3 protein-coding genes are annotated in these 3352 nt (G+C 72.0%); 1 reads left to right on the top strand and 2 read right to left on the bottom strand.

The genetic code is table 11. From position 1 onward, the window contains the following. Positions 1-551 (top strand): SMP-30/gluconolactonase/LRE family protein (locus tag RIF68_RS31790; protein ID WP_309054729.1); only part of this gene is annotated, 551 nt, incomplete at its 5' end. Between the two features lie 7 nt (positions 552-558). Here the strand turns inward: RIF68_RS31790 and RIF68_RS31785 are convergent. Next, positions 559-2616, bottom strand: a complete 2058-nt coding sequence (locus tag RIF68_RS31785) for a phosphocholine-specific phospholipase C (RefSeq protein ID WP_309054728.1) — start codon at positions 2614-2616, stop codon at positions 559-561. A 283-nt stretch (positions 2617-2899) separates the two neighbouring features. Then, entirely contained in the window at positions 2900-3316 is a 417-nt protein-coding gene (locus tag RIF68_RS31780) for an organic hydroperoxide resistance protein (RefSeq protein WP_309054730.1), read from the bottom strand. Positions 3317-3352: the final 36 nt, after the last annotated feature.

Here is a 3352-nt window from a genome sequence, read left to right as displayed (position 1 = left end):
TGGTGAGGTCGGACGGCTCGATCTGGTTCTCCGACCCCGATTTCGGGATCACCTCCGACTACGAGGGCCACCGCGCCGAGAGTGAGATCGGCGCCTGCAACGTCTACCGCGTGGACCCCGCGAGCGGCGAGGTGCGGCTCGTCGCCGACGGCTTCCGGGGCCCCAACGGGCTCGTCTTCTCGCTCGACGAGAGCCGCCTGTACGTCTCGGACAGCCGGGCCAACCACATCAGGGTCTTCGACGTCCGCGACGACGGCACCCTGGCCGGTGACCGGGTCTTCGCGGAGTGCTCCACCGGCAACTTCGACAACATCCGCTTCGACGACGGCGGCCGGCTCTGGGCCGCCGCCATGGACGGCGGCGTCCACTGCTACGACCCCGACGGCACGCTCCTCGGCCGCCTCCTCGTCCCCGACGTCGTCTCCAACATCCGCTTCGGCGGCGCCAAGCGGAACCGCCTGTTCATCACCGCCGACACCACCCTCTACTCCCTCGTGATGGGCGTCACCGGCGCCCCGGCGCTGCCGGGGCGCACGGCGGTGCAGAAGTAGGGACAGGTCAGTACGTCAGCAGCCCCGGGTCCGAGCGGCCCGGTGCGCCGGTCTCCACATGGCCGGCCAGGCGGCGCAGGAAGTCCGCGGTGGCGGCGGAGGTGACGGTGACGTCGTACCAGCGGTGGCCGGCGGCCAGGTCGAGCGTCAGCCGGACCGTCGCGCCGCGCGGGACGGTGACCGTCTGCGGGGCGCCGGCGTAGGCGTTCACGACGGTGAGACGCGCCTCGGCCGTGGTGGGGTTGGTGAAGGTGAGGTCCAGGTTGCCCGTGGTGGCGTTGTGGCGGGCGGTGACCTCGGGGCAGGCGGTCTTGCCGGGGCAACGGAAACGGCGCAGGAAGCCGTTCGGGCCGTGGACGGTGAGGTCCGTGAGGCCCTTGGAGTACGTGGTGTTCCAGCTGTCCGTCAGGGACTTCCCGGCCTCCGTCGTGTACGTCCAGGGGGCGTCCGTGCGGTTCGCCGAGGTCACGTAGAACTGGGCGCCCGCGGCGGGGCCGCCGCCGAACGTCAGGCGGTACGTACCCGCCGCCGTGTCCGCCGCGCCGTCGACGTACGGGGCGTACCGCAGCGGCCGGGTGGGCTTGGCGCCCGGTTCCTGGCGGGGCATCGTGCCGACGGCCGGCGCGGTGGCGAGGAAGTCGGGATGGCGGTTCCGGTCCGGCGGGTAGTAGCCGTCGGTCGGCGGAAGCGGGGCCGCCCCCGGGTCCGTACGCGTGAAGTCGAAGGCGGAGGTCAGGTCGCCGCAGACGGCGCGCCGCCAGGGCGAGATCTGGGGCTCCTGGACGCCGAAGCGGCGTTCCATGAAGCGGATGACCGAGGTGTGGTCGAAGGTCTCGGAGCAGGTGTAGCCGCCCTTCGACCAGGGGGAGACGACGATCATCGGGACGCGGGGGCCGAGTCCGTAGGGCCCGGCGACGTACCCGGTCTTCCCGGGGAAGTGGTCCAGGGCGGTCGGGGTGGTGGAGAGGCCCTGCGCGGCGGAGGCGGGGACGTAGGGCGGGACGACGTGGTCGAAGAAGCCGTCGTTCTCGTCGTACGTGAGGAACAGGGCCGTACGGGCCCACACGTCCGGGTTCGAGGTCAGCGCGTCGAGGACCTGCGCGATGTACCAGGCGCCGTAGTTGGACGGCCAGTTGGAGTGCTCGGAGAAGGCCTCGGGGGCGGCGATCCAGGAGACCTGGGGCAGCCGGCCGGCCTGGACGTCGGCGCGCAGGATGTCGAAGAAGCCGTCGCCGGCCTTGGCGTTCGTGCCGGTGCGGGCCTTGTCGTACAGGGGGTTGCCGGGCCGGGCGTTCCGGTAGGTGTTGAAGTAGAGGAGCGAGTTGTCGCCGTAGTTGCCCCGGTAGGCGTCGTTGATCCAGCCCCAGTGGCCGGCGGCGTCCAGGCCGTCGCCGATGTCCTGGTAGATCTTCCACGAGATCCCGGCCGCCTCCAGGCGCTCGGGGTACGTCTTCCAGTCGTAGCCCGCTTCGGCGTTGTTCAGGACCGGGCCGCCGCCGGTGCCGTCGTTGCCGGTGTGGCCGGTCCACAGGTAGTAGCGGTTCGGGTCGGTCGAGCCGATGAACGAGCAGTGGTACGCGTCGCAGATGGTGAAGGCGTCCGCCAGCGCGTAGTGGAAGGGGATGTCCTCGCGCGTCAGGTACGCCATCGTCGCGGGCGTCTTGGCCGGGATCCACTGGTCGTACCGGCCCTTGTTGAAGGCCTTCTGGCCGCCCGCCCAGTCGTGGTTGAGGCCCTGCAGGAACTCCATCCCGAGGTCGTCGCTCGGCGGCCGGAACGGCAGGGTCACCTTGCGGCCGTCCGACTGGTTCCAGACCGACTTCCCGCTCGGCAGCGTGACGGGGCGCGGGTCGCCGAAGCCCCGTACGCCCTTCATGGCGCCGAAGTAGTGGTCGAAGGAACGGTTCTCCTGCATGAGGACGACGATGTGCTCGACGTCCTGGAGCGTGCCGGTGGCGCCCTGCGCCGGTATGGACGCGGCGCGCGCGATGCTCTGCGACAGCGCGCTGAACGCGGCGGCGCCGCCGGCGAGTTTGAGGAACCGGCGGCGGTCGAGGTCGGCCATGGGGGGGTGTCCTCCGGAGGGGTAGGGGAGCGGGGCGTGCGTCGGTCGGTGCGGGTGCGGTCCGCGTGCGGGTGACGCGGGCCGCCGGAGGTGCGTTCCGGCGGTGCGGTCCGTGGCGGGGCGACCCAAGGACAGCCCCCCGCCGCCACCGCCCGGCGGCCGTCCCATGACTGCCCGCCGTACGGCCGGCGAATCCCTGGTGCCGTTCTCGTACCGGAACGGCGAAAGCCCCCGGCGCACCGTGCGGTGCGCCGGGGGCTTTCGCCGTAGGGGGCGGAGCCGGTCACTCCACGACGAGCTCGACCCGGATGTTGCCGCGCGTGGCCTTGGAGTACGGGCAGAAGGCGTGGGTCTTCTCCAGGAGGGTCCGGCCGGCCTCACCCTGGAGGTGGTCGGGGAACTCGGCCCGCATCACGACCGCCAGGCCGAAGCCGCCGTCCGCCGGGTCCTTGCCGATGGAGACCTCGGCGGTGACGGAGGCGTCCGAGATGTCGATCTTCTCCTGGCGGGCGACCACGCCCATGGCGCTGGCGAAACAGGCGGCGTAACCGGCGGCGAAGAGCTGCTCCGGGTTCGTGCCCTGCCCGTTGCCGCCGAGCGCCTGCGGGTGGGCGAGGGGGAGGTCGATGTGGCCGTCGGAGCTGACGGCGCGGCCCTCGCGGCCGTTGGCGGTGGCGACGGCGGTGTAGATCGCGTCCATGGGGTTCCTGTTCCTCTCGGCGGGGTGACCGGTGCG

Origin of the sequence: Streptomyces sp., assembly GCF_031178505.1 — a bacterium.
Taxonomy (GTDB): domain Bacteria; phylum Actinomycetota; class Actinomycetes; order Streptomycetales; family Streptomycetaceae; genus Streptomyces; species Streptomyces gulbargensis.
The sequence above is the reverse complement of the archived record's forward strand: the minus strand, read 5'-3'. Positions and strand labels throughout refer to the sequence as shown.